This is a genomic window from Streptococcus sp. CF10-1 (assembly GCF_024295825.1).
Taxonomy (GTDB): Bacteria; Bacillota; Bacilli; order Lactobacillales; family Streptococcaceae; genus Streptococcus.
Genome location: NZ_JANCPQ010000002.1, coordinates 149152 through 175429, shown reverse-complemented (window position 1 = coordinate 175429; position 26278 = coordinate 149152). Strand labels below are relative to the sequence as shown.

Here is a 26278-nt window from a genome sequence, read left to right as displayed (position 1 = left end):
ATTCTATCATTTTTCTTATTTCCAGAATTTTTATTGCAAGATAAGTGGCTTTATGGTAGACTATTTGAGTAAGTATTGGAAGATTACTCAAGAGGCTTAAGAGGCCGTGTTGGAAACGCGGTAGGCGTGTAACAGCGTGCGTGGGTTCGAATCCCATGTCTTCCGTAGAAAAGCAAAATTATTTTTTTAGATACAACAAATGTTGTATCTTTTTTTGTATCCTTTTTTAAAAAAAGAATACCAAGGAATACCAAAGGCAAAATAAAAAACGTTGATTTAACAACGTTTTTCCAAGGTTGGTGAAAGAATAATGGAGCCGGTGGGAGTCGAACCCACGTCCAAACACCTGCCAACATATTTGTCTACAACCATAGGTTATGTATTGTTTTAACAGTCCCTCGACACATAACTCAAGTCTAGGAACTGCGAGTCTATTAATCTCTTATCAAACCACTAGACAAGGCTTGATCGTATCTCGCTAATCATAAGACCTGTCATTGAACACGAGCAATCCAAATCAGGTCACGCCTGCTGGTTTTTAGGCAGCTAAAGCGTAAGAAGTGTTATTTTTTGCAGTTATATTTAACTGAGCGTTTACGTCACCACACGGGTTGCAAAATATGCCTCATAATGCCTGTCGAATCCGTAACGACCCCAAAAGACAATAGAACCATTATAACCTATCTTCATAAAAAATGCAAAATCAAGCCACCTCTTTAGAAAAGAACCCCTTTTAAGGCTTCCGATAAGGCTTGATAACCGGCTACACTTAGATGGAGGCCATCTGTTGTATAGTCTTTTTTGAGTTGTCCTTCTGAATCTATCAAACTATCATAAACAGGCACAAAATCTACCTGCATATAGGCGGATGTTAGAGCCTCATAGGCTTGATTCCATTCTCTAATCTTTTCATTGGTACGAATATATACTGTCTGCTTGTATTCTTCTCCTTCATTGACTGGCAAAATGGAAAGGAGCTTTATTTGTGACAGCGGATAATCTCGGGTAATCGATTGGATCACACGCTCGAGATTATCCAAGGCTTCATTCATGGGAATATTTTTTCCAATGTCATTTGTCCCAATTAAGAGAACAATTTGATCCACAGCATCACCATAAAGATGGGCATCCAAATTCTCTAATAAAAGTCCCGTCTGATAGCCTCGGATGCCCCGATTAACAATCGTCTTGGCAACACCAAACAACTCTTGCAATGGGTAGTATTCTACAATCGAATCGCCGATAAAAATTACATCTGGCTCTAGGACAGAAACTTGATTCAATTCACGATACTTGGTTTGAATCTTTGCCTGCTCTTTTAAAAGCCAATTTTCTAATAACTGTACTGACACCTTATACCTCTTTCTCTAACCAATTTTCTAGGACCTGATAAACGCCTCCTTGGCTGTTAGCTGGAGCTAGGGCAGTCGCAACTGCCTTGACATTATCATCTGCATTTTCCATAGCATAGGCAATTCCAGCCATCTCCAACATCTCAACATCATTTTCGCTATCACCAAAAGCCATGATCTGTTCCGATGTCAAATCCCAGCGCTTGAGTAATTCTTCCAATCCCCAAGCCTTGTGAACCCCAGCCTGCAGGATATCGATACAGCCATAACCGCTAGAAACAGCTCTTACACGACCATCAAATAAATCATTAATTTCCTGTAAAACTGAACTAGAACGTTCTTCACCAACGACCATGCTCATCTTTAGAACTCCTCCAAAGAGGTCTGAGTTTAGCTCATCCACAAAATTGGTCCTTTGGTAAAGTTTTTCAATCATCTCTGGAGTCATAAATTTTTCCAGGTCTGTAAAAACCGTTCCTTCCTTGACAAAACTCCCGTTCATACTAGTGACGACGAACTGATCTCGACACTCCCTCCCTTTAAAATGAAGGAGAGCCTTGTCAACCATAGCATCATCCCAAGTCTGAGCCTGAAGTAATGTATCATACTCAAATATCCGCGCACCGTTGGCAACGACTAGAACTACTCTACTCGCCAAGTGTTCTAGTAATTGCCTCATACGGTGAACTTCATTCCCTGTCGCAATGACAAAACGGATATCCCTTTGATCCAGCTGATCTAAAATCTTTTCCAAGCGGGGCAGATCTAGCTGACCTCTCGGGTCTAGCAAGGTTCCATCCATGTCTGTCGCAATTAGTTTAATCGTCATCATATCTCCTTTAGGGTGAGCACCTACCACTTCAACCCTACATGTTCATTCATTTCTTTATAGGCTGTGTCAATTCGTTCCTTGGTCGTCTCGTCCAACTTGTCACGATAACTGCCCCCCTCAATGAAGTCCTCTAAGATATAGGTCTGATAGAGGAAGAGCGGATAACCTTCTGGAGAGTAAGTTCCTTTGGGTGTTCGATTGACCCAAGTAGGATGCGCTTTGGCCGTTTCAATCCTTGTCTTTCCATCTTTTTTCTTAATGGTCACATCCATGAGAACTCCTCGCTCAGTCCACTTGGCATTTTCCTCGTCTTGCATGGTTTCAATGCGCTGATTTGAGAGGAAATTTCCCATGGAGTAGATGATCAGTTTTTTGTCACCATCTTTTTCAACTGTTTCAGCAGGTTCAACGACATGAGGATGCCCTCCAAAGATAATATCAGCTCCCCAGTCAATCATCTTATGGTACAGTGTTTTCTGTTCTTCCGTTGGTTCTAGCTGGTACTCAATTCCCATCTGAGGCATGATGACAGTAATATCCGCCTCCTTCTCTGCACGCTCGATTTCTGCCTTCATCTTATCTTCATTCAAATCAGAAAGATAGCGATTATAGTCCTCTTGAGAGATATACTGCTCAATGCCATTAAAACCGTAAGAATAGGCCAGGAGAGCTACCTTGATACCATTGACTTCCTTGATGACTATAGGTGCTTGGTCTCGGGATTCATGTGTGTAGACTCCGATGGGTGTCATTCCAGCCTTTTCAATAGCTTGAGCCGTTGAAACAACTCCCTCTATCTGCGAATCCAAGATGTGATTATGAGCCAAGTCTAGAACTTGGTAGCCTGCATCCTTGATCGCATCCATGACTTCTCCTGGTGCATTAAAGAGAGGATAACCTGCCAAATAGTGGTCCTTGTTCACCGTTCCTTCAAAGTCACCAAGCACTAAATCCGCTTGTTTGAGCCAGGGTTTTACATACTCAAAATTTTCATGGAAATCATAGGTTCCATCTTCTTTCAGAGCTGTTCGGTAGATAGGAATATGGTAGAGAAGGTCACCATTTGCCATGATACGGGCTGTCGTTTCGGCAGACTGATTTTCCTTAGACTGACCAGACGTCTGAGCAGAATCAACTGTTTGACCACTCGGACTTGTTCCCTTGTTCCCTTGTACTGCTTGGGTCAACAAGTTCAGCCCCATAGACAAGGAAACTGCAAGCAACAGCACCGTAATAAACTGGGCATTTGTCCAAGATTTATAATTCCTAAAGAAACCAATACTACTCTTCAACAATCCAAAAATAGGACCATGAGACCGTCTATCTTGTCGCTTTTCCATCTTTATTCCCCCCCTTGCTTTTACTGTAAGTCTTTTCTTTTATTATACCACAGACAAAAGAGGAATACCGTTTATTATATTATTTTTTAGGAACTTCTGTGACTTTCTTTCTCGCCTATTTTGTGTTATCATGTAGAGGTAATGAAAGGAGAGAAAATGTCTGCTATAGAACGTATTACAAAAGCTGCTCATTTAATTAATATGAACGATATTATCCGTGAGGGGAACCCAACTTTACGCGCGGTTGCTGAGGAGGTCACTTTCCCACTATCTGATCAAGAAATCATCCTTGGCGAAAAGATGATGCAATTCCTCAAACATTCTCAGGATCCCGTTATGGCTGAGAAAATGGGCTTGCGTGGTGGTGTTGGACTTGCTGCTCCCCAACTCGATATTTCAAAACGCGTTATTGCCGTCTTGGTCCCAAATATTGTGGAAGAAGGTGAAACTCCACAGGAAGCCTACGACTTGCAAGCTGTTATGTACAATCCAAAAATCGTCTCTCACTCTGTTCAGGACGCTGCTCTTGGCGAAGGAGAAGGTTGCCTATCTGTTGACCGTAACGTGCCCGGCTATGTAGTCCGCCATGCCCGTGTCACTGTTGATTACTTTGACAAGGACGGCGAAAAACACCGTATCAAGCTCAAAGGCTACAACTCTATCGTTGTCCAACATGAAATTGATCATCTAAACGGAATCATGTTTTACGATCGTATCAATGAGAAAGACCCATTTGCTGTCAAAGATGGACTCCTCATCCTTGAATAAAGAAAATCCCGTTGCAAGACGGGGTTTTGTGTTATAATAGAGGCATGAAAACAAATGATATTGTCTATGGCGTCCACGCCGTTACAGAAGCCCTCCTTGCAAACACTGGAAATAAACTTTACCTCCAAGAAGATCTTCGAGGTAAGAATGTTGAGAAGGTCAAGGAACTGGCTACAGAAAAAAAGGTATCCATTTCTTGGACTTCAAAAAAATCCCTGTCTGAGATGACCGAAGGCGCTGTTCACCAAGGTTTTGTTCTACGAGTGTCCGAATTTGCCTATAGCGAGCTGGATCACATCCTTGCCAAAACACGCCAAGAAGAAAATCCACTTCTATTGATTCTGGATGGTCTAACTGACCCCCATAATCTAGGTTCTATCTTAAGGACTGCTGATGCGACCAATGTTTCAGGTGTCATCATTCCTAAGCACCGTGCTGTCGGAGTGACTCCTGTCGTTGCCAAAACGGCGACAGGTGCTATTGAGCATGTACCGATTGCCCGAGTGACCAACCTCAGTCAAACCCTAGACAAACTCAAGGATGAAGGCTTCTGGACCTTTGGAACAGATATGAACGGTACCCCTTGCCACAAGTGGAATACAAAAGGGAAAATCGCCCTCATCATCGGAAATGAAGGAAAAGGCATCTCCAGCAACATCAAAAAACAGGTCGATGAAATGATTACCATTCCGATGAATGGGCATGTTCAAAGCCTCAATGCCAGTGTTGCTGCAGCCATTCTCATGTACGAAGTTTTCCGAAACCGACTATAAAAAAGTTTCCAATCACTTGATTGGAAACTTTTTTATGATTATACTCAATGAAAATCAAAGAGCAAACTAGGAAGCTAGCTGTAGACAGCTCAAAGCACTACTTTGAGGTTGTAGATAAGACTGACGAAGTCAGTAACATATATACGGCAAGGCGAAGCTGACGTGGTTTGAAGAGATTTTCGAAGTGTATTAACTATGTTCGGTGATAAACTTGTAGGCTTCTTGACCAGCAATCGCCCCATCTCCAACTGCTGTTGTTACTTGGCGAAGGTCTTTCTGGCGAACATCTCCAACCGCAAAGATACCTTCAACGGCTGTCTTCATGTGGTTATCTGTTACAATCCAGCCTGACTGGTCTTGAATATTCAATTCTTTAACAAAATCGCTAACGGGATCCAAACCAACATAGATAAAGACACCACCGAAGGCTTGCTCTGTTATTTGACCTGTTTTTACATTTTCAAAAATGACAGATTCTACTCGATTTTCACCTTTGATTTCCTTGACTACAGAGTCCCAGATAAAGTTGACTTTCTCATTAGCAAAGGCACGGTCTTGCAAAACCTTTTGAGCACGAAGTTCATCTCGACGGTGAACAATAGTGACAGTCTTGGCAAAGCGAGTTAAGAACAGAGCTTCTTCTACCGCTGAATCTCCACCACCGACTACGAGCAAGTCTTGGTCACGGAAGAAAGCTCCATCACAGACTGCACAGTAAGAAACACCACGACTGTTCAGTTCTTCTTCTCCGGGGACACCCAAAAGACGGTGTTTTGACCCAGTTGCTACAATGACAGTACGGGTTTCGTAAACTTGATCATCAGTGATTACCTTCTTATAGTCACCCTGGTCTTCAATATTTTCAACGTAGCCATAAAGATGCTCCACTCCAAGGTTTTCAAGTGGTTCAAACATCTTTTCAGCCAATTCAGGTCCACTGATGTTGGCATAACCTGGATAGTTTTCAATGTCAGATGTGTTATTCATTTGCCCGCCTGGCAGACCACCTTCAATCAAAGCCACTTTCAGATTGCTGCGAGCAGCATATAAGGCAGCGGTCATTCCCGCAGGTCCAGCACCGACAATAATCGTATCGTACATTTCGATTCCTTCTTTCTTGTTGTAACTATCTTTATTCTAACTCATTCTTGCTAGTCACGCAAGGATTATGCCTTGAAAACCAAGAGCAAACTCATGACAGCAAAGGATAACACCGGAACGACCAAAACTCCAATCATAATCATATCATAGAGATGAGCTTGGCGAGCTTTGGCTGTCTTGTCCACACCAGACATAGCTCTCAATCCAATCCAAAACCCCAGAAAAATCACGACAAGAATGGTCGTTAAGATCAAACTCTCGAAATACAAAGAAAATAAATGCAGTAGCATGATCTCTCTCGTTTCTATCTTTTTTAAAGAGTAAACTCAGCTAGTCCAACTAACTGAGTTTCCCTTTTTCTATTATATCAAATATAAGTCCGTTTGTAACTAGCAAAGAATTCTTTTGTTCGTTCTTCTTTCGGATGATTGATGATTTCATCCGGTGTACCAGACTCGATGATTTTCCCTTTATCTAGAAATAGAACCTTGTCTGCCACTTGGGCTACAAAAGACATATCGTGACTGACCAAAATCATGGTCTGGCCTGACTTGGCAGCGTCTGCAATAGATTTTTCTACCTCACCGACCAATTCTGGGTCGAGGGCTGAAGTGGGTTCGTCCAAGAGCAAAACATCTGGTTTCATAGCAAGCGCACGCGCGAGGGCAACCCGTTGCTTCTGTCCACCTGATAAGTGGCGAGGGTAATGGTTTTCACGGTCAGAAAGTCCAACCTTAGCCAACTCTTCCTTGGCAATTTTTGTTGCTTCCTCGTCCGATAATTTTTTAACGACAACCAAACCTTCCTTGACATTGTCAAGAGCTGTTCGGCGTTCAAACAAATTAAACTGTTGGAAAACCATGGACAACTTGCGACGAAGGGTTAGGATCTCTTCTTGGCTAATCTTAGAAAAATCAACTTTAAAATTGTCAATCTGAATCGTTCCACTATCTGGAGTTTCAAGGTAGTTCAAACTACGAAGAAAGGTTGATTTCCCAGCTCCAGATGAACCAATCAAAGCCACTACCTCACCTTTTTGGATATCCAAGTTCAGATGATTCAAGACTGTCTGTCCTGAAAAGGATTTGCTTAAATTCGAAATCTTAATCATTAACGAAGGTCTCCTTTCACATCTGTTTGTACTGTATCCGGCGCTAAAATAGCCATTTTTCTCTCGATGAAACGGCCGAGGCTTTCAATTCCGATATTGACTACCCAATAAACAAGGGCAACAGAGATAAAGCGCTCAAAATAGCGATAATCAGCTCCACCTAAAATCTGAGCTTGGGCAAAGACCTCCACAACACCTGCGCTAAAGGCTAGAGAAGTTCCCTTGGTCAAACCGATAAGGGAGTTAATCAAAGTCGGTGTCGCAACTACCGCCGCATTTGGAATAATCACGCGACGATAAACTTGCGCTCGCGTCATACCCAAACTGCGTGCCGCCTCAATTTCACCTGGATTAACAGAAAGGATGGCCGCACGAATCGTTTCACTTGCATAAGCCGCCTCATTAAAGGCAAAAGCCACAATCGCAAAAAGCGCTGCTGGAATCGCATTGATATTGAGACCAGTTCCCCATTGTTGGTTGATAGCTTTCAGTAACAAAGGAATTCCATAGTAGGTCAACATAAGTTGAACTAGGATTGGGGTACCTTTTAAGAAGCTAACGAAAAAGGCCTGCAAGGGATATAGAATTTTAACACGATTGATCTTAACAATGGCAAAAATTAGGGCAAGTAGCAAACCAAAGAGTGCACCTCCAAGTGTCAACATCAAGGTTGTAGGCAATTGTTGGATAATCCTTGGAATTCCATCAAAGACCGAACGCAAACTAAAGAGCTTACCATCCGGAATGAGTTGCATCAAACTTTGGTACCAATCTGATGCTAAAAATGTTGTAACAGTCATAAAAACATCCTCTCCTGATAATGATTCATTCTATCATACTTCTGCTCGCAAGCAAATTATTTGCTACGGGCTGCTCAGACTTCGTCTATCTTCTAGTTTATCATACTTTAAAACAGGGAGGCTATATATTTTACCTATCAAGGAGATAAATAAAAACTATCTCAAACCTAAGTCCTCATAGGGTTTTCTATAGCCGATTTGTTTAACAGCACCATTCTCCACCAAAATTGGACGTTTCAATAACATACCATCACTCGCTAGAAGCTTGGCTGCTTCTTTTTTTGACAAACTTCCCACCTTATCTTTTAGGCCCAGTTCACGGTATTTGATCCCGCTGGTATTGAAAAATTGTTTCACTTCAAAACCGGAAGTTTCCAACCAGTTCAAAATCACGTCTTCACTTGGTGTTTCTTCTACGATGTGGACATCTTGGTATTCCAGTCCAAGTTTATACAATTCATTTTTTGCTTTCTTACAAGTTGAACATTTTGGGTATTCGATAAATTCTAACATCTTCTTTTCTTTCTATTTTTTATTTTCTTGAAATGCTACACCTTCATGTTGCAAGAGCCAGGCTTTCTTTTCGACTCCCGATGCATAGCCTGTCAAGCGATTCCCTAATCCTAACACACGGTGACAGGGTACGAGTATGGACCAAGGATTGCGCCCCACTGCTCCGCCAATCGCTTGGGCAGAAGCCACTTGCAGGTCTTGCGCTATTTGTCCGTAAGTTACTGTCTGACCATAAGGAATGGCCTGTAAGTATGCCCAGACTCGCGTTTCAAAATCTGTTCCAATAGGAGCTAAAGGTAAGTCAGATAGATCCTGAACACTGCCTTCGAAATAGGTATCTAAATAGGAAATAACTTGCTCCAATACAGGATGGCTAGCAACTTCTTCTATCGTTTCATCCCCTATTCCCCTCTCAAAATGAGTTTGGTCCTGTACCCAAATTCCATACAGATATTGCTCGTCAGCAACTAAGGATAAGGTTCCAATTGGCGACGGGTAGAGCATTCTTGCGTACTTTTTCTGCTTCATTTTTTTAATTTCTGATAGGCCAAACGTTCCCCATCAACTGGAACTTTACCAACCTGTTGGAAACCTAGCTTTTCAAAGATATGCTGCATGGCCTTGTTTTGTGCATGCGTATCTGAACGAAAATCTAGATAATCAAAACCTTCAATCAAGCCTTCTAGGAAAGTCTGAGCAACACCTTGTCCTTGGACATCTGCTGCCACAGCGATACGGTGAAAGACCAAATATTCTGATTCTCCCCCCTGCCAACTTCCTTCATAAATGGCTTCATAGGCTTCCTCTGGGCTCTTGGTCACAGCAGCATAGGCTAACAGTTCTCCCTCTTCCAATGCCACATAAGCTTGACCAGAGATGATATCATCAATAATGATGTCGGCATTTGGATAGCCATTTTGCCACTGGTCGCTGCCAGACTTGGCTAAGCACTTTTTGGCATCCTCCATCACCTGCATAATCGCATCAACTTCGTTTGGAAAAGCTAAACGAATCTCCATCTTTTCCCCTCATTTCTAACTATTTTCTCTCATCATAGCATAATTTAAAGCTTTCTACAAGCAGTTGAAACTTGACTTTTGTTTTTTATTATTTTATAATCTAGTTATTAAAACTAGATAAAAAGGAGTTGGAAATGAATTCTAACTTTTCCTACCCAAAATGGGAAGACATTCCAAACATTGACCTCTATCTGGATCAGGTTTTGCTTTATGTCAATCAAGTCTGTGCCCCTATCTCTCCGGATAAAGAAAAGGGCTTGACCGCATCCATGGTCAATAACTATGTCAAACATGGTTACCTGACAAAGCCTGACAAGAAGAAATACCAACGCAAACAGATTGCCCGTTTGATTGCCATCACTACTCTCAAGTCTGTCTTTTCGATCCAAGAAATCGCTCAGACCCTTAATACTCTGCAAACTCAAGCAAGTTCAGACCAGCTCTACGATGCTTTTGTAGACTACATGAACCATGGGATTGATCCAGAAAATCCTATTATCCAAACTAGCTGTCAAACGGTTAAACTCTATCATCAAACTCTAGACTTAATCCTTATCAAAGAAGAGGAGGAAATCCAATGAATACCAGTCTAAAACTCAGTAAAAAACTCAGTTTTGGAGAGGAAATTGCTAATAGCGTGACCCATGCTGTGGGTGCCATTATCATGCTCATCCTACTCCCCATTTCATCCACCTATAGTTATGAAGCACACGGATTTTTATCATCTTTTGGCGTTTCTATCTTTGTTATCAGTCTCTTTCTCATGTTCCTCTCGTCAACCATTTACCACTCTATGGCCTATGGTTCGACCCACAAATACGTCTTGCGAATCATCGACCATTCTATGATTTACGTGGCTATCGCAGGCTCTTATACGCCGGTCGTATTGACTTTGATGAATAACTGGTTTGGCTATCTGATCATTGCCATTCAGTGGGGAACGACCATCTTTGGCATCCTCTATAAAATCTTTGCTAAAAAAGTCAATGAGAAATTCAGCCTTGCCCTTTACCTGATTATGGGCTGGTTGGTTCTGGCTATCATTCCTGCCATTATCAGTCAAACAACACCAATCTTTTGGAGCCTCATGGTAACTGGCGGACTCTGTTATACAGTTGGAGCTGGATTTTACGCTAAGAAAAAACCTTATTTTCACATGATTTGGCATCTCTTTATCCTAGCCGCGTCTGCACTTCAGTACATCGCTATTGTTTATTACATGTAAAAAAGTTGAGAATCTTTTCTCAACTTTTTTCTTTACACATATTGATAAAATACTGGTGCAAGCGAACATCATCTGTTAACTCAGGATGAAAAGAGGTCACCAGCATATTCTCTTCTTGAGCTGCAACGATTTGATCGTCTACTGTTGCTAGAATTTCTACACCCTCTCCAACACTACTGAGAATCGGACCACGGATAAAGGTCATGGGAATCTGACCGACTCCCTTACATTCCGCCTCTGTATAGAAGCTTCCTAGTTGGCGCCCATAGGCATTACGCTCAACTACTATGTCCATAGTCGCTAGATGACTTTCTTCCTGAGAAGTGATTTCCTTAGCCAGCAAAATCAAACCGGCGCAGGTTCCAAAGACTGGGAGTCCAGATAAAATGGCTTCTCGGATGGAAAGCAACATGTTCTGGTCTCGTAAGAGCTTGCCCATGGTTGTAGACTCACCACCGGGTAATATCAAACCCGCCAAGTCACTCTGATGTTGTTGAAAATCATCTAAATTTCTGATTTCGACACTAGTGACTCCTAATTTATCTAACACTTTTGCATGCTCTGCAAAGGCGCCTTGCAAGGCCAATATTCCGATTTTCATCTATTTTCCTCGCTCTGCCATAAGAATTTGGATTTCATTCTCATTGATACCAACCATGGCTTCCCCTAGGTCTTCAGAGATTTGAGCCAGAATTTGAGGATTTTGGTAGTTGGTTACGGCCTTAACAATGGCACTTGCTCGTTTAACAGGGTCGCCTGATTTGAAAATACCTGAACCGACAAAGACACCCTCTGCACCCAATTGCATCATTAGCGCAGCATCTGCTGGTGTTGCAACACCTCCAGCCGCAAAGTTTACAACTGGTAATTTTCCATGTTCGTGGACGTATAGGACTAATTCTATAGGAACTTGGAGTTCTTTTGCTGCGACATAGAGTTCATCTTCGCGTAGATTTTGAATGCGGCGAATTTCTTGATTCATCATGCGCATATGACGAACGGCTTGAACAATATCTCCTGTCCCTGGTTCTCCTTTGGTACGAATCATGGAAGCTCCTTCAGCGATACGACGCAAGGCTTCACCCAAGTCCTTAGCCCCACAGACAAAAGGAACTTGGAATTCCTTCTTATCCACATGGAAACGGTCGTCAGCTGGAGACAGCACTTCACTCTCATCAATATAGTCAATCTCAATAGCCTCTAAAATCTGAGCTTCTACAAAATGCCCGATTCTGACCTTGGCCATCACTGGTATGCTAACCGCTTCTTGGATTTCCTTAATCATCTTTGGATCACTCATACGAGAAACTCCACCAGCTGCACGAATATCAGCTGGAATCCGCTCCAAGGCCATAACAGCTGCCGCACCAGCAGCCTCTGCGATACGAGCCTGTTCAGGGTTCTGAACGTCCATGATAACCCCACCTTTGAGCATCTGTGCCAAGTTTTTATTTAGTTCATAACGATTTTCAGTCATTTCTTAATCCTCATCATTTGTATTGGTAGCTACCATTTTATTTTAAGCCAGATTAGAATGAAGTACAAGATAAAAAAAGGATAATTGCATGGGTACAGATTGATACTCAATGAAAATCAAAGAGCAAACTAGGAAGCTAGCCGCAGGCTGTACTTGAGTACGATAAGGCGAAGCTGACGTGGTTTGAAGAGATTTTCGAAGAGTATAACTAAAAAACTATCTGACCTTAACCTAAGGCCAGATAGTTCATCAAATTTTATTTTTCAGCTGTAAGTGCAGCCATTGTGATGTAATTGTATGGTTTGTTGAAATGTGGCAAGAAGAATAGGTCTGTCAAGGCCAATTTATCGATTGTTACATGCTCTTGGATAGCAAGTGAGAACATGTGGATTCCCATACTGATTGAAATATCATGTGAAACCATTTGTGCTCCAAGGATTTCGCGGCTGTCTTTGTCAAAGACAATCTTGATGGCAACTTCGTGGTTGTCATGTTTGATAAATTCTGGTTTTTGAAGATCGTTAAAGCCAGTTTCAGTTGCATTATAGCCTGCAGCTTTAGCTTTTTCGAGAGTCAAACCAGTTGAAACCATGTGAAGACCGTAGATTGAGATACCATTTGATCCTTGTACACCGATTCCTTCAAGTTCGTGTCCACAAGCGTTGTAAGCACCAACGATACCAGTACGAACAGCGTTTGAAGCAAGCGCGATGTAGCTAGTGTCTTTACGAGCGTTGTCATAAACAGTTGCACAGTCACCGACAGCGTATACACCTGGGATAGATGTTTCTTGTTTCTTATCTACAAGGAAGGCACCGTTGCGGAAGAGTTCAACCTTACCGTCAGCAAGAGCTGTGTTTGGACGGAAACCAACAGCAAGAACTACCATATCCACATCAAATGTTTCTTTGTCTGTTACCAAGCGTTCAACTTTTCCATCACCTTGGATGGCTTTAACTGTTTGACCAAGAGCCAAGCGGATGTTGTGGTCTTCCAAGTTCTTCGCCATCATTTGTGTGAAGTCTTTGTCATAGTAACCGTTCAAGACAGTATCTACGATATCTACAAGTACTACTTCTTTTCCAAGACGCTCGAAAGCTTCAGCAAGTTCTACACCGATGTAACCACCACCAACAACGGCAATGCGCTCAAGATGTTTGCTCTTGTCTTCAAGTTTTTCAATAACTTCTTCAGCGTTTTGGTACAATTTAACAAATTGTACATTTTCAAGAGTTGCTTTGAATTCGCGGTTGCCCTTAACGATTTCAACACCTTCGATTGGAGGCAAGATTGGAGTTGAACCAGTTGCAAAGATCAATTTATCATAAGATTCTTTGTGCTCTTTTCCTTCAACTTCTGCAGTCACAACTTTGTTATCGTAGTCAATTGAAAGAACTGGTGAGTTCATGTAAACTTTAGCACCTTTTGCTTCCAATTTTTCTTTATCAGAGTAGAAGAGACCTTCTGGGCCATCAATTTGTTCCCCAATCCAAAGCGCCATTCCACAACCAAGGAATGAAATATTTGAGTTTTGGTCAAATACTACGATTTCGTTCTCATGTCCGAAGTTGTCCAACATCGTATTAATACAAGCTGTACCAGCGTGGTTAGCACCAACTACAACGATTTTACTCATAGAAAAATTCCTACCTTTAATTTTTGATTTACCTTTCTAGTATACCATTTACTGTTAGCGTTTACAAGGTATTTGCTCAGAATTCTCTTTTTTTCAGAAAAAATACACCTAACATTGATAAATCTAATTTTTCTATTATTTTCATACTCATTTTGAGCATATTTCTTGACTTTTTGTCAAAATTCATTTGTGAAAACGCTGACTTTATGATATGCTAGATACATGGAAAGAAAATGTAAGGGGTTTAATTTTTCTTTAACGACCTTATATTGAATGATTTCCTATAAAGAGAAAGGAGCTGGTAGCTTGCCTCTTCATTCACGTTCTGAACGGCTAATGGGAACAACTATCACGATTTCATTAGTAGATGAAAAGGCTGATTGCCTACTTCAAGGAGCCTTTGATTTGCTCAAGGAGCTCGAATACCGCTTCAACGCCAACAGTCAAGAATCCGAACTGATGGAAATCAACTACCAGGCTGGAATCGCACCTGTTAGGGTTCATCCTGACCTGTTTGAACTGATTGCTCTTGGACTTGAGCATAGCCTAGCACCATCTAGCCATCTCAATATCAGTATTGGTCCCTTGATTCAAACCTGGCGAATCGGATTTGCAGATGCACGGCTTCCAGACTCTAAAGAAATCGAAGCTGTCTTGCCTCTAGTTGACCCGCATTTTATCAAGTTGGATCCGACTAGCTCTACTGTCTTTTTAGAGAAGAAAGGAATGAAGCTTGATTTAGGTTGTTTAGCTAAGGGCTATAGTGCAGATAAGGTTGCCCAGTATTTGAAAGAACACGGTGTCACCTCTGCCCTGATCAATCTCGGAGGAAATATCCTCACCATCGGGAACAACCAAGCCAAAGAAGGGAAAGCCTGGCAGATTGGGATTCAAGATCCGCGAAATCCTCGTGGCAATCATCTCCTAACCATTCCTGCTTCTAACAAATCCGTTGTAACTTCAGGTATCTATGAACGCCACCTGACAGTAGATGGAAAAGACTATCATCATATCTTTGATAGTGAGACAGGATTCCCTGTCGAAACCGATCTCGCTAGCCTAACGATTATCTCTGATAAATCCGTTGATGGTGAGATTTGGACAACGCGCCTTTTCGGAGAACGAAGCGCTTCTATCCTCTGGCAAGTCGAAAGTATAGATGGTATTGAAGCCATCCTCATCGACAAAGAGGGACGCCTTGCATGTTCTTCAGGCCTTCAAAATTGTATTATGTAAAAAGAGAAAGGAAATCTCATGCTAAAACTTATTGCCATTGTTGGAACGAACTCTAAACGTTCTACAAACCGCCAATTGCTCCAATACATGCAAAAACACTTTGCTGATAAAGCTGAAATTGAACTCGTTGAAATCAAGGATATCCCTGTTTTCAACAAACCAGCAGATAAGCAACTTCCAGCTGAAATTCTTGATATTGCAGCTAAAATTGAAGAGGCTGATGGTGTGATTATCGGTACTCCTGAGTACGACCACTCTATCCCTGCGGTATTGATGAGCGCTCTTGCTTGGCTATCTTACGGTATCTACCCACTTTTGAACAAACCAATCATGATCACTGGTGCTTCTTACGGTACACTTGGTTCATCTCGTGCCCAATTGCAACTTCGTCAAATCTTGAATGCTCCTGAAATCAAGGCAAATGTTCTTCCAGATGAATTCTTGCTCTCACACTCTCTTCAAGCATTTAACCCAAGTGGTGACTTGGTTGACCTTGATGTCATCAAAAAATTGGATGCCATCTTTGATGACTTCCGTATCTTTGTGAAAATTACTGAAAAATTGCGCAATGCACAAGAATTGCTTCGCAAAGATGCAGAAGAATTTGACTGGGAAAATTTGTAAGATAGGAGACCGAAAGAATGAAATTTGTTGGACTTGTTGGATCAAACTACGATCAATCATATAACCGCAAACTCTTGGAATTTATCCGTCGCAATTTCAAATTCAAATTTGAATTAGAAGTTCTTGAAATCGACGAAGTTCCAATGTTTAACCAAGACGAAAAATGGGACGAAAGTTTCCAATTGCGTTTCTTGTATAACAAGATTACACGTGCTGATGGTGTCATTATCGCCACTCCTGAGCACAACCACACTATCTCAGCTTCTCTCAAATCTGTACTTGAATGGCTTTCATACGAAGTTCATCCATTTGAAAACAAGCCTGTTATGATTGTTGGTGCATCATACTATGACCAAGGAACATCACGTGCCCAAGTTCACCTTCGTAAAATCCTTGATGCTCCAGGTGTTAATGCCTACACGCTTCCAGGAAATGAATTCCTTCTTGGTAAAGCTAAGGAAGCTTTTGATAACAACGGAAATATCACCAACGAAGGCACTGTTAAATTCCTTGAAACTTGCTTAGATAACTTTGTAAAATATGTAGGAGTCGTTTCGAAATTGAAAAAACCAAAACCAATCGAACCAGAAGATTTGGATTGTGGAAAACCAATCGCTACAACTATCACAGAAGTTGATCCTGACGATCCAGAATGGGTAGAAAAAGTTGCAGCAATCACTGGTGCTGTTTCAGGTGATACCTATGTCAAATTGGACCATGGTATCCTTACAGTTAACCAAATCGATATGTTCTTGAAAGCTATGCCATTTGAATTGACATACGCTGACGACAACAACCAATTCCTCTACTACAACAACGCTCACCAAGATCCAGACACTATGTTTGCCAAACGTGTACCACCTCAATCAGGTAGCCGTATGTCGACTGTTCATGGATCCCTTCCACCAGCACGCATGAAGAACGTAGAGTGGGTTATCGGAACACTTCGCAACGGAAACCAAGAATACGTCCGTACGATCGTTCCAGGTTCTCCTGCAGGTGTCATCAACACACACAACTACCAAGCAATGTACTATCCTGATGGATCATACGCTGGTATCAATGAAATTGTCTTTAACTTCCAACCTTGGCTTGACTGGTACCTAAAAGAGACTGGTCAACGTTTGGTGGGTGGTAGCGGACCATTTGCTCCTGCTGCCGGAGGTCATGGAGACGCCGATGCTACTTCTGGCGCTTCTGATTCAGGGGATGCTGGAGGCCACGGTGGGGACGCGGACGCTACTTCTGGTGCAAGCAACTAAGAAATCAAAAAGGAGCCATTTGGCTCCTTCTTTTTTATTGCAACAGAAAAGGGGCTTGTAAATCATCTACAACCCCCTTTCATTTTATGAGTTAGGATCATCTAAACTACGGCCGTGCAAACCTTTTTCACGTTGTACTTGGCGTAGTTTTTCTGGTGTGACGTCATTGCCTTCCTCGTCCACAATTTTGATTCCCTCGATGTGGTGACGAACAGAACGACGATAACCTTCGATGTACTCCTCACGAAGTTTAGCTTGTTCTACTTTTTCAGCAGAAGTTAAGCCTTCTGTTTTTTTCTTTTTGGCAAGCTCGTTGATGCGATCAATTTTTTTAGGATCCATGTTTCTCTCCTTTATGATAAGATTTAATCCGTTTACCAGATTTTATTTGGTATTGATTTGGTTGAAACGTGCAAGTTTAGCTGCTTTCTTGGTTAATTGCGACAAGATTGCCAAACGATTTTGTCGAACAGCCTGGTCTTCAGCCATTACCATGGTATTTTCAAAGAAAGCATCAATAACTGGGCTAAGCGCAAAGAGTTGTTCTAATTGCTGGCTTGCAGTTCCTGACAAAACGAGTGATTCTACTGCTTCTGCCAAGGCTTTCTCTTCTTCATTCTCAAAAAGAGCAGGATCAACAGTATCAGTTCCTTCGGCTTTTTCAGCCAAATTGAAAGCACGAGAGAGGGATTCGACAGATGGTTTGAAGTCTTCTTTCTTGCTTGCTTCGACAAGAGCACTTGCTGCTTCTAGCATATCTGCCACAACAAAGTTTGAACTTGCAAGGACTGCTTCCTTAATGTCTTTTGGAGCAGAACCCATCATCTTATCAACGCGAGCCTTGATAAAGTCCATAACCTCTGCTTTATTTTCATAAGTCAAGCTGTCAAATTTCAAAGTATAAAGGCTATCAATCAACTCATCCATAGCAATATGCCAACCAAAAGCATCCAAGATACGAACCACACCTTGCGTCGCACGACGAAGGGCATAAGGGTCGTTAGAACCTGATGGAATCAAACCTACTGAGAAGAAACTCAAAATCGTATCCAATTTGTCTGCAATGGCTAGAATGGCTCCAACCTTGCTCTCTGGAAGTTCGCCTTCGGCAGCTGTCGGCATGTAGTGTTCACGAATAGCAGCCGCAACTGCTGGAGTTTCTCCAGCAAGGAGGGCATATTTCTCACCCATAATTCCTTGGAGCTCATCAAACTCACCAACCATACCCGTCAACAAGTCAAACTTGTAAATGGCTGCTGCACGAGCAAGGTCAACTGTTTCATCCACTGACAAGCCAGCTTTTTCTGCCAAGAGAATAGCAATCTGCCCCGTACGAATCATGTGTTCACGAAGAGAACCAATCTTTTCGTGGAAGGTCACATGGTTCAATTTTTCAACAAGGTCAGAAATAACCAATTTTTGGTCTTCACGCCAGAAGAATTCACCGTCTTCCAAGCGGGCAACCAAAACTTTTTCATTTCCCTTGATGACATTTTCCAAATGCTCTGCGTTTCCGTTACGGACTGAAATGAAGTTTGGCAAGAGTTTACCATCTTGATCACGAACAACGAAGTAACGTTGGTGTTCCTTCATCGAAGTCACCAAAACTTCTTCTGGAACGTCAAGGTATTTAGCATCAAAACTTCCCATAAAGGCAGTTGGGTATTCAACCAAGTTCAAGACTTCATTCAGCAAGTCAGCATCAATTTCGATACGTACGCCATGCTCAGCTTCGATTGCCTTGATTTGGTCAACAATCATTTGCTCACGTTCACGAGGATCCGCGATTACAAACTGCTTACGAAGGTCTTCTTCGTAACTCAATGCTGACTGAATCTTGGTTTCTTGTCCCAAGAAACGATGACCGCGACTTACACGACCGCCCTTAATATCAAGGAAATCCAAGTCAAACTCTTGCTCGTCCAAGAGAACTGTCAAAGTGTGTACAGGGCGAATATATTCAAAGGTGTTGTTAGCCCAGTGCATGCTGACAGGGAAAGTTAGTGACTTCAAGACGTCTACTACACCTGGAACAATGGCTTCAACTGCTTGACCCACTTCTTCCTTGGTAACATAGACATATTCTTCACCCTTGATTTCACGGAATTCAATATCTTCAACTGTCAAGCCTTTCCCACGGACAAATCCTTGAGCTGCTTTGGTGAAGTTTCCATCACTATCCAAGGCAATTTTCTTTGCTGGACCCTTGAAATCTTCTGTCAAATCAGACTGTTTGTCTGCAAGACCAGTCACACGAACAGCCAAACGGCGTGGTGTTGAGAAGGTTTGGATGGTTTCAAAGGAAAGACGATTTTCCTTGAGGAAGGCTGCCATTTTTTCACCTAGTTGTCTTTCGCTTGGAGTTACTACGTAGGCTGGTAACTCTTCAAGACCGAGTTCTACTAATAAGTTTTTTGTCATGTTTTTTCCTTTACATCTTCTTCAATCTTTTTTGATATGCACCTTAGGTACTGGGAACGTCACTAACTAACTTTGTGAGTATGAATGGAAATCTAATGCAAAATTGATCAAGATTTCCAACAGTCTCATCAAAGTGGATTTAGCTGACTGATTTTTGAACCTAAGGTTTCAAAAATCCCCACATAACAGTACAGCGGTGCATATCCCTCTAGCAAGTCATCGACTTGCCTCTAACGATTTTAGAGTACAGTATTACTCACTATTCTGCGTCTTCTGCTAAAAGTTTAGCTCGTGTTGCTTCATCCAAAAGTGGGTAGCCTAGGCGTTTGCGTTCTGCGACAAAGGTTTTGGCTACGACACGGGCCAGGTTACGGATTCGAGCGATATAGCCTGCGCGCTCAGTTACAGATACAGCCCCACGCGCGTCAAGCAAGTTAAAGGTATGTGAACATTTGAGAACATAATCATAGGCAGGGTGAACCAAGCCTTCTTCCAAGGCACGACCAGCTTCCTTTTCAAACTTATCAAAGTTTTCAAGCAACATTTCTTGGTCCGAAATTTCAAATGAATATTTTGAATGCTCGTACTCAGGCTGGATAAAGATTTCTCCATATTTTACACCATCTGCCCACTCGATATCATAAACAGAGTCTACTTCTTGGATGTAAGAAGCCAAGCGTTCTAAACCATAAGTAACTTCCGCAGTCACAGGCCCAGTTGCCAATCCACCAACTTGTTGGAAATATGTGAACTGAGTGATTTCCATCCCATCAAGCCAAACTTCCCATCCAAGACCAGCTGAACCAGTTGAAGGATTTTCCCAGTTGTCCTCAACGAAACGGATATCGTGTTCCAAAGGATTGATACCCAATTTTTCCAAAGACTCAAGGTAAAGTTCTTGGATATTTGATGGAGAAGGCTTCATAACCACTTGGAATTGGTGGTGTTGGTATAAACGGTTAGGGTTTTCCCCATAACGACCGTCAGCAGGACGGCGTGATGGCTCTACATAAGCCGCATTCCATGGCTCAGGTCCGATAGCACGAAGGAAAGTGTAAGGACTCATCGTCCCCGCACCTTTCTCATTATCATAAGCCTGCATCAGCATACAACCTTGGTCATTCCAAAATTGTTGCAAAGTCAAAATAATTTCTTGAAATGTTAATTTCTTAGACATTGAATACTCCTTAATAAAAAATGATTTTTTGCGACACGAGTCTGCCTTGTCGATTATACGAGGCAAGACGAGTTAGTACTGCGTCTAGCTCAGACACTCTAGTGCTGGGCGTGGGGCAGTCCGACTGTAAGGAGGTCTCTGCCACTGACGCAGTGAAATGTTAATTTCTTAGACATTGTTTACTCCTTTTTTTATAAATTACTTGCGACACGAGTCTACCTCGTCGATTATACGAGGCAAGACGAGTTAGTACTGCGTCTAGCTCAGGCACTCTAGTGCTGAGCGTGGGGCAGCCCGACTATAAGGAGGTCTCTGCCACTGACGCAGTGAAATGTTAATTTCTTAGACATTGTTTACTCCTTTAATTTATATTATCTTTTTAGCTTTATTCATCAAGCAACCAAGAAAAAGCTGGGTCCTGAAAAATATGACGTTTGGGAACCGTTTGTAAATTCTGATCGCATTCGTCTATTGTACCTAATTTCAAAGCACAGACTTCTGGTATATTTTCTTGAGCAGTGAAAATTTGACTATGACAGTTCTGACAGTAATAGCGTTGTTTTCCTGGAGATGAACTATAGGTAATCAACTGTTCTTTTCCATGCAATACTAGGTTTTTACTGCTAACTTTGGCGTTCACTGTATAGGCAGACGCAGTTGCTTTCCGACAGAATGAGCAGTGGCAAAAAACTAATTCCGACAATTCCTCATCTAAAGTGTAGGTCACTGCTTTGCACAAACAAGATCCTTTAAGCATTATGCTCCTTTCTACTTAGGCATTAGAGGAAATTCAAAAAGAACCGAATTTCAACACCCAAGCCTTGCGACTAGGGGCGTCTGAAACGCGGTTCCACCCTAATTTATTACTTCATTGTTTTTAAAAATACGACAGAAAGCGCCAGTTTCTTACCTTGTTCTACTTGGCTCCCACTACCCCAAGCTCGCTGAAGAACGCCATAAGACTTTCTTTCCTAGCTAGTATTATAGCAGATTTTCTAGCTAGTGTAAACCAAAAATGAGTCTGAAAACAAAGTTCCAGACTCATTTAATAGTAAAGCTTCAGAAAGTCCTGTTTAAGGATGTCTTTTCGCTTTTGGTTTTTTTCCATGTAGATTTCTCTTGGCTTGTTTCAAGGCTGTAATGGCATCTTCGACATCTTCTTGGCTCGCTCCTGGATCTTTAAGGAGTTCCTGTGCCTCTTTAAAAGTTAGAAGATAAGCTGCTTTTTCTTTCTTATCTGCGTAGATAAATCTCGCATTCTTTTCTTGGAAAAGGCGTTCATCTTTGACCAGTTTCTTCAGACTAGAGAAGTCAGTAGCTTTGCCATTCAATTTACTTTTAGCCGTCGCTAGGACAATGAGAGATTGGTCAATTTGATCTTGTTTAACTTTAGGATCCACAGCTAGTAAAGCGATTTCTTGGAAGGCACGATCATAAGCTCGACGTACTTTTTCCTTGGCATTAGCATATCGTCCAGTTTTAGTCGTTGCATAGTAAGCTTTCATAGCTTCTTTCAAGGCTGTAACGTTCGAATCTTTTCCATCCAAAGCTTTACCAGCAGCTTCAAGACTAGCGAGAACGCCATCAATCAATTCTTGCTTCAACTTGCTTGACAAGGCTGACTTCGCCACTTGGAAAGCTTGGTCATAAGCTTTTCTCTTATCTGCACTACTATTAAAGTAACGAGACGTTTCTACCAGTTCTTTTTGTTGATTTACCGCAGCAAGCAAGGCCAACTTAGACACAACAGATAGACGCAAAGCATTATTTCGACCTGGCTGAACGAGCAAGGAAACGAAATCTTCAAGGAGTTCATATCCAGTTGGCAAGGTGACTTGTACAGTATAACGACCTGTAGCAACTTTCTTACCAAAGGCGTATTGACCGTATTTTTCAGCGGGAAGAGTGATCCTTGTCCCATCTTCTCCTTTCAGAACCACTGTAGTCGTCTTTGGAACTGCTTGGTTGAAGGAAACAGACACTGGTGCATATTCTAGGAGATTTGCTAGGAAGGTAATGGTTTGGAAACTATTTTCTTCCGTCAAGTCAAACTCTTGGGACAAGGCACTGATAAATTTCAATTCTGTTCGGTCATAACTGAAAATTTCTGCTGTATAATGACCAAACTGTAAGAAATGAATCGCTTTTGTCTTGTCAACATCAACATATTGCCCCTCGCTATTTTTGATTCGATAGACGTAGAGGGTATCAATATCCTGGTTTGTTTTTGCATCCTTCAAGGCAATTTTCACTCGACCACTATTTTGATCGCGGACAAGTTCAGCAAGTGAGATATAGTCTACATTTCCTGCATAGTCCTCTACAAGATAGTAAATATTAGCCTTGTCAACATCCTTAGGAAGTGTATAACTACCGTCAGCATTGGCCTTAATCAGATGGGTGTTCTCAAGCGCACGAGTTCCAGACTGGTCTTTCCCAGTTAGAACCATGGTCCCTTTCTGGTCAAATGGTGTGATATAGAAGACTTTTTCTGAAAGGATACCGCCTTGACCCACATCTTTTGGTTTTCGAGCTACGAATTCTTGATTTCCATCTTTAAAGCGAATATAACCACTTGTGATGACAGGTTTTTGAGTATCAATCTGAATTTTAAAGGTTGTGTGTTGTTCTTTAGCTCCTGGAACGTCTGGTGTGTAACTAATAACATAGTCATATAAACCATCTGCAACGGTATTCCCATCAAAATCCTGACCTCTCCAAGCAGTATTATCTAGAATATAACTCTTCAGATTTCTACTGTCTCCATCAAAATAATTCTTACGGAGATCCTTTGCATCGCCCTCCCAAATAGGATGTTCATGCTTGGTATCCGTAGCCGCATAAACTGTTGCCCGAAGATTTACCAGATTTCTCAAAGCAACCGTTTTGTATTCGACTAGGTCTTTGTTCCCATCATCGTTTGGAGAAATGGCAATACGGACATTCCCTTTTTCGTCCAACTGAAGAACATGCTTACCTTCAGCATTTTGTTCAATCCCCAGAACAGTAATTCGGCGTCCTTGGCGTTGACCTTTAGAAACTAGAAGGTCATTTTGCAAGGTTGCGAGATAGGTAGCATCATTGGAGTAGTTAACGGCAGGATTTTCCTTGTCTACTTCCGTGTAAAATCCGTTTTTCCCTTCTCGAACAAGATTGTAAATTGGTTTTTCGACAGCGGGGAGATTTTGGAACTCTCCTCGGAAGCCCATAAATGCAAGACTCACAATATCCCCATCATCTGCTGGATCTACAAAGCGAACAAACCCTTCAAGGAAATAGCCATTTGGCATTTGTTTGCTGAGTTCAGCAGCAAATTTTCGAGCATCCACTTTAACAGTGACTGTTTGACTGCTGTGGGCTTTAACAGTCACTTCAGGCCAGACTGTCTCCGTTAGTTTTCGAGGTCGAAGGGTGAATTTTCCATCTTGGACCTCGTCTGTATTGGTATTCACTATCATCTTGAGAGTACGGTCAGTATCTGAAATGTTGTGTACAGTGACCTTAAAAGTAAATTGGTCTCCAACATTTCCTAAAGTTACACTTGGATAACCATTTTCACCCGTTACATAGAGGTCTGTTGACACTGCAGCAGCTGTATCCACAATACCAGAACCTTGCTGACGAGGAGAGGTATAAGTGCCTGTATCCTTATTAACATGTGGTTTTGCAGTTGACATGATCAAGGCCTTGACAGTCTCTGATACTTGCTCAGGAGTCAATTCTGGATGGTGTTTTTGAAGGTATTCCTTAACCAAAACTGCAACACCCGTAACGTGAGGAGCCGCCATACTGGTTCCGCTGATACTACCATAGGTATTGTCATTAAAGGATGAGTAGATATTGCCGCCAGGAGCTGTCACGTCTGGTTTCAATTGTCCATCGGTGGTCACTCCCCAACTTGAAAAGTCAGATAGCTGATTGGCTACATCAGAAGGACGATTATCCATCTTGTCATTAAAAACAATCTTGTAGTTCCCAGATTTTAAGGCTTCACCATACTGTTTAGAAATAAATACAGAAGGAATTTTCTTTGCTTCATCATAAATAGCCATATTGATGTTTGCGCCCTCTACATTATTGTAGATCAAAGCACCAACTGCGCCGTGTTTTCGTGCATTTTTGATCTTCTCTGAAAAGTTCATAGCTCCTCGCTGAATGAGGGCAAGTTTCCCAGTTAAATCCAACTTCGCAAAGTCTTCTTCACGACCTAACCCTGCTTCGACGTATTCGTACTCTTTTCCTTTTTCAAAGTCCTTATCTGCTTCAGGTTGATTATAATCAAATTTTCCGTTATGAAGGCCGGCATTTCCCTCTAGACCTTTGACTTCAAAAACCGCTGTTGTCAATGTTTTGTTGTTGACAGAAGCAACTGAAATCGAATCCTCAACAGTGGATGGATTTCCAACCAAGCCATAGTCTGGGTTTTCAGCTAGCGGTTTTGAATAACCATTTCCGAATGTATTGCTATTTCCTGCTGAGATAAGAACAGAAACTCCCTTGGCACGAGCCCGTTTGATAGCATCGACAATATCAGAACCAGCATCGACCATAGAACCAGTGCTAGATCCCAAACTCATATTAATAGCATCTGCTCCCAAGGCAACTGCGTCATCAATCGCCTTTACATAAAGGGCCGAACTGGTCGTCTTTTGGCGATCTGAAAAGACACGCATAAACATAACTTGGGCTTCTGGTGCAACACCATAGACCTTTTCACCATTAGGTGCTTCTTTATCAGGGTTTCCAGCAGCAATCCCTGTTACGTGCATCCCATGAGAAGTTCTTTCTGCTTCTTTGATCTTATCTGTTCCGTCAAAGTAGTCATAGGCATAGACAACCTTATCGCTATACCATTTACCGTAGTCGATTCCAGCAGCCTTTTTAGCTGCTTCGATGGCTTCCTTGTTTTTAAATTTTGCTTTTGACGGATCCGAAATTCGAAGAACCTCATGATTCAAATCAAGCCCAGAATCAATTATGGCAACAACGGTCCCTGTCCCCTTGTAACCAGCCTTCCAAGTTTTTGGTACTGTGATGATATCATTACTTGAAAGACTATTGGGTTTTGCAGACTCAGCTTTTTCTTGTTCTTTTTCAGTAGTTGCCGTTTCTCCAGTAGTTTTAGGAGCTGTCGTTGCTTGAGTCTCTTTTTTCTCTATTGTAGAAGCCTTCTCAGTAGCAGGCGCTGGACTGGTAGCGACTGTTGTTTCTTTTTGGACGACACCTTGGTCTACTTCTTTTGCAACTGCGCTATCTTTTCCTGATTCTTGGGCTTCAGCAGTTTTATCAACCGGAGCATCTACCTTAGCATCTTGTTTACTAGCATCCTCTTTAGAAGTTTCAACTTCTTGTTTCTCTCCAACTACTGGTGCTATCCCATTAGTATTGGTTTGGTCAGTTGAAGAGTTTGAGTGTTTATCGTCTTTTAGCTCTGTCTTGATTGCCTGAGTTTGGGCTTGATTTTCACCTGTACTCTGCTCATTGGCACTGACTTGACTTGCTCCAAAAACCAAAGCAGTTCCTAGTAAAACCGAAGCAAGACCAAATTTGTATTTCCGCAATGAAAAACGTTGTCGTCTATTCATACATAATCTCCTTTTTCTTTATAGTA

25 protein-coding genes, 1 tRNA gene and 1 other RNA gene are annotated in these 26278 nt (G+C 41.9%); 8 read left to right on the top strand and 19 right to left on the bottom strand.

Features of this window, described 5'->3' with window-relative positions:
- Positions 1-77 precede the first annotated feature (77 nt).
- Positions 78-165 (top strand) — tRNA-Ser (locus NMM25_RS03235).
- Positions 166-308: 143 nt separating this feature from the next.
- On the opposite strand, the gene ssrA is transcribed toward NMM25_RS03235, so the two are convergent.
- The 4 genes from ssrA to NMM25_RS03215 form a co-directional block, all read right to left on the bottom strand.
- Positions 309-656, bottom strand: a transfer-messenger RNA (tmRNA) gene (gene ssrA / locus NMM25_RS03230).
- Between the two features lie 60 nt (positions 657-716).
- On the bottom strand, positions 717-1352 hold the full coding sequence (locus tag NMM25_RS03225) for an SGNH/GDSL hydrolase family protein (protein WP_254735948.1): 636 nt from the start codon (positions 1350-1352) through the stop codon (positions 717-719).
- A 1-nt stretch (position 1353) separates the two neighbouring features.
- A complete protein-coding gene (locus NMM25_RS03220) occupies positions 1354-2181 on the bottom strand; it encodes a Cof-type HAD-IIB family hydrolase (RefSeq protein WP_254735947.1) in 828 nt (275 codons plus the stop codon).
- 23 nt (positions 2182-2204) lie between these two features.
- Positions 2205-3524 (bottom strand): CapA family protein, encoded by a 1320-nt coding sequence (locus tag NMM25_RS03215; RefSeq protein ID WP_254735946.1) that lies wholly within the window; start codon positions 3522-3524, stop codon positions 2205-2207.
- Between the two features lie 156 nt (positions 3525-3680).
- On the opposite strand from NMM25_RS03215, the gene def reads away from it, so the two are divergent.
- Positions 3681-4292 carry a peptide deformylase gene (gene def, locus NMM25_RS03210; RefSeq protein WP_254735945.1) on the top strand — a complete coding sequence of 204 codons (612 nt, stop codon included), beginning with the start codon at positions 3681-3683 and terminating at the stop codon, positions 4290-4292.
- A 44-nt stretch (positions 4293-4336) separates the two neighbouring features.
- Positions 4337-5065, top strand: coding sequence for a 23S rRNA (guanosine(2251)-2'-O)-methyltransferase RlmB (gene rlmB / locus NMM25_RS03205; protein WP_000855742.1), 729 nt, complete (start codon positions 4337-4339; stop codon positions 5063-5065).
- Between the two features lie 189 nt (positions 5066-5254).
- On the opposite strand, the gene trxB is transcribed toward rlmB, so the two are convergent.
- From trxB to NMM25_RS03170, 7 genes are all read right to left on the bottom strand, one after another.
- A complete protein-coding gene (gene trxB, locus NMM25_RS03200; RefSeq protein ID WP_254735944.1) occupies positions 5255-6166 on the bottom strand; it encodes a thioredoxin-disulfide reductase in 912 nt (303 codons plus the stop codon).
- Positions 6167-6231: 65 nt separating this feature from the next.
- Positions 6232-6456: a DUF4059 family protein gene (locus NMM25_RS03195; protein ID WP_254735943.1), complete on the bottom strand. Its 225-nt coding sequence runs from the start codon at positions 6454-6456 to the stop codon at positions 6232-6234.
- 77 nt (positions 6457-6533) lie between these two features.
- On the bottom strand, positions 6534-7277 hold the full coding sequence (locus NMM25_RS03190) for an amino acid ABC transporter ATP-binding protein (RefSeq protein ID WP_000590994.1): 744 nt from the start codon (positions 7275-7277) through the stop codon (positions 6534-6536).
- Entirely contained in the window at positions 7277-8077 is an 801-nt protein-coding gene (locus tag NMM25_RS03185; protein ID WP_254735942.1) for an amino acid ABC transporter permease, read from the bottom strand. The genes NMM25_RS03190 and NMM25_RS03185 overlap by 1 nt, the downstream gene beginning before the upstream one ends.
- Positions 8078-8233: 156 nt before the next feature.
- A complete protein-coding gene (locus tag NMM25_RS03180; RefSeq protein WP_254735941.1) occupies positions 8234-8590 on the bottom strand; it encodes an arsenate reductase family protein in 357 nt (118 codons plus the stop codon).
- 12 nt (positions 8591-8602) lie between these two features.
- A complete protein-coding gene (locus NMM25_RS03175) occupies positions 8603-9118 on the bottom strand; it encodes a methylated-DNA--[protein]-cysteine S-methyltransferase (protein ID WP_254735940.1) in 516 nt (171 codons plus the stop codon).
- Positions 9115-9609, bottom strand: a complete 495-nt coding sequence (locus NMM25_RS03170; RefSeq protein WP_000405847.1) for a GNAT family N-acetyltransferase — start codon at positions 9607-9609, stop codon at positions 9115-9117. Before NMM25_RS03170 ends, NMM25_RS03175 begins: the two co-directional genes overlap by 4 nt.
- Positions 9610-9743: 134 nt before the next feature.
- Here NMM25_RS03170 and NMM25_RS03165 point away from each other — a divergent pair, with 134 nt between their 5' ends.
- Together NMM25_RS03165 and NMM25_RS03160 are read left to right on the top strand one after the other, a co-directional pair.
- Positions 9744-10190, top strand: coding sequence for a DUF1836 domain-containing protein (locus NMM25_RS03165; RefSeq protein WP_247940721.1), 447 nt, complete (start codon positions 9744-9746; stop codon positions 10188-10190).
- On the top strand, positions 10187-10834 hold the full coding sequence (locus NMM25_RS03160; RefSeq protein ID WP_125413553.1) for a hemolysin III family protein: 648 nt from the start codon (positions 10187-10189) through the stop codon (positions 10832-10834). Before NMM25_RS03165 ends, NMM25_RS03160 begins: the two co-directional genes overlap by 4 nt.
- Positions 10835-10853: 19 nt before the next feature.
- On the opposite strand, the gene pdxT is transcribed toward NMM25_RS03160, so the two are convergent.
- The 3 genes from pdxT to nox form a co-directional block, all read right to left on the bottom strand.
- On the bottom strand, positions 10854-11435 hold the full coding sequence (gene pdxT, locus NMM25_RS03155; RefSeq protein WP_254735939.1) for a pyridoxal 5'-phosphate synthase glutaminase subunit PdxT: 582 nt from the start codon (positions 11433-11435) through the stop codon (positions 10854-10856).
- The gene (gene pdxS, locus NMM25_RS03150) at positions 11436-12311 is read right to left on the bottom strand and encodes a pyridoxal 5'-phosphate synthase lyase subunit PdxS (RefSeq protein ID WP_254735938.1); all 876 of its coding nucleotides are present in this window, start codon (positions 12309-12311) and stop codon (positions 11436-11438) included. It abuts the gene before it with no gap.
- Positions 12312-12567: 256 nt separating this feature from the next.
- Entirely contained in the window at positions 12568-13947 is a 1380-nt protein-coding gene (nox, locus tag NMM25_RS03145; RefSeq protein ID WP_254735937.1) for a H2O-forming NADH oxidase, read from the bottom strand.
- A gap of 306 nt (positions 13948-14253) precedes the next feature.
- Between nox and NMM25_RS03140 the strand changes: the two genes are divergently transcribed.
- From NMM25_RS03140 to NMM25_RS03130, 3 genes are read left to right on the top strand one after another with little or no spacing between them, the layout of a single operon-like run.
- Complete coding sequence (locus NMM25_RS03140; RefSeq protein WP_302898131.1) at positions 14254-15183, top strand: FAD:protein FMN transferase; 930 nt, start codon at positions 14254-14256, stop codon at positions 15181-15183.
- Positions 15184-15201: 18 nt separating this feature from the next.
- Positions 15202-15807 carry an NADPH-dependent FMN reductase gene (locus NMM25_RS03135; protein WP_084849406.1) on the top strand — a complete coding sequence of 202 codons (606 nt, stop codon included), beginning with the start codon at positions 15202-15204 and terminating at the stop codon, positions 15805-15807.
- Positions 15808-15824: 17 nt separating this feature from the next.
- Positions 15825-17069: an NAD(P)H-dependent oxidoreductase gene (locus tag NMM25_RS03130; protein WP_000673672.1), complete on the top strand. Its 1245-nt coding sequence runs from the start codon at positions 15825-15827 to the stop codon at positions 17067-17069.
- An 84-nt stretch (positions 17070-17153) separates the two neighbouring features.
- On the opposite strand, the gene NMM25_RS03125 is transcribed toward NMM25_RS03130, so the two are convergent.
- The 5 genes from NMM25_RS03125 to NMM25_RS03105 form a co-directional block, all read right to left on the bottom strand.
- Positions 17154-17411 carry a DUF896 family protein gene (locus tag NMM25_RS03125; RefSeq protein WP_000371301.1) on the bottom strand — a complete coding sequence of 86 codons (258 nt, stop codon included), beginning with the start codon at positions 17409-17411 and terminating at the stop codon, positions 17154-17156.
- Between the two features lie 42 nt (positions 17412-17453).
- On the bottom strand, positions 17454-19490 hold the full coding sequence (glyS, locus tag NMM25_RS03120; RefSeq protein WP_254735935.1) for a glycine--tRNA ligase subunit beta: 2037 nt from the start codon (positions 19488-19490) through the stop codon (positions 17454-17456).
- 259 nt (positions 19491-19749) lie between these two features.
- Positions 19750-20667, bottom strand: a complete 918-nt coding sequence (glyQ, locus tag NMM25_RS03115; protein ID WP_000038733.1) for a glycine--tRNA ligase subunit alpha — start codon at positions 20665-20667, stop codon at positions 19750-19752.
- A gap of 385 nt (positions 20668-21052) precedes the next feature.
- Entirely contained in the window at positions 21053-21424 is a 372-nt protein-coding gene (locus NMM25_RS03110; RefSeq protein WP_254735934.1) for a GFA family protein, read from the bottom strand.
- Positions 21425-21740: 316 nt separating this feature from the next.
- Positions 21741-26252 carry a S8 family serine peptidase gene (locus NMM25_RS03105; RefSeq protein WP_254735933.1) on the bottom strand — a complete coding sequence of 1504 codons (4512 nt, stop codon included), beginning with the start codon at positions 26250-26252 and terminating at the stop codon, positions 21741-21743.
- Positions 26253-26278: the final 26 nt, after the last annotated feature.